The sequence below is a fragment of the Vibrio sp. 10N.261.46.A3 genome (genome assembly GCF_041472995.1).
GTDB classification, from domain to species: Bacteria; Pseudomonadota; Gammaproteobacteria; order Enterobacterales; family Vibrionaceae; genus Vibrio; species Vibrio coralliirubri.
This window is the reverse complement of the sequence record NZ_JBFRRH010000045.1, coordinates 1-644: the sequence shown is the minus strand read 5'-3', so window position 1 is coordinate 644 and position 644 is coordinate 1. Positions and strand designations below refer to the sequence as shown.

Annotated in this window: 1 protein-coding gene; it reads right to left on the bottom strand. The window is 46.1% G+C overall.

Annotated features, from left to right (window positions below):
• Positions 1 to 644, bottom strand: a 644-nt coding sequence (locus tag AB4484_RS12020) for an ISAs1 family transposase (RefSeq protein WP_372078355.1), incomplete at both ends; no start/stop codon positions are given.

Genomic DNA, 644 nt, shown 5'->3' with positions numbered 1-644 from the left:
TCATACGTTTCAGAAGTTGTGCCTTCTCGCATTGATTTGTGCCACCAAGCTTCAAGTTCTGCTTTCATTCCAGAGTGATTGCCTTTTAAGGCTAATACGTAATCCGCTTTACCTTTAACAATCTGCTTAGCGATCTCTTTTTGACATCCCATTGCGTCTAGCGTGATGATACAGTTCTCAATATCAAGTAATGTGAGCAACCTTGGGATAGCGGATATCTCATTGCTCTTCTCATCAACCGCGACTTGCCCGAGAACTAGCTGATGTTGACTACTCCAAGCGCTGACCGCATGGAGTGGATTTTGCCTTTCCCGCGTGTCAAAAGAGCGTCGAGCCGTTTTGCCATCAATGGCAATGACATCACTTCCTGTAGACTCAATAAGACAGCTCATCCAGCGTTGAAACGCTGTCTCTATTTCTTCTGGCTTAAGGCGGGATATAACGCGAGCGATGGTATCATGACGTGGAATACCATATTCGAAGGGACGATAACGTCGAAGCCAATCTAGACGATGAATGCCAAAATCTTCAATCTGCTCCCATCCTTCGGCTCCTGACAGGACAGCACTGACGGCTAAAAGGATAATATCGAGAAGTTCATGTCGCTTGCATCGGTCAATGCGTGGGTCTTCAATGGCTTCAAA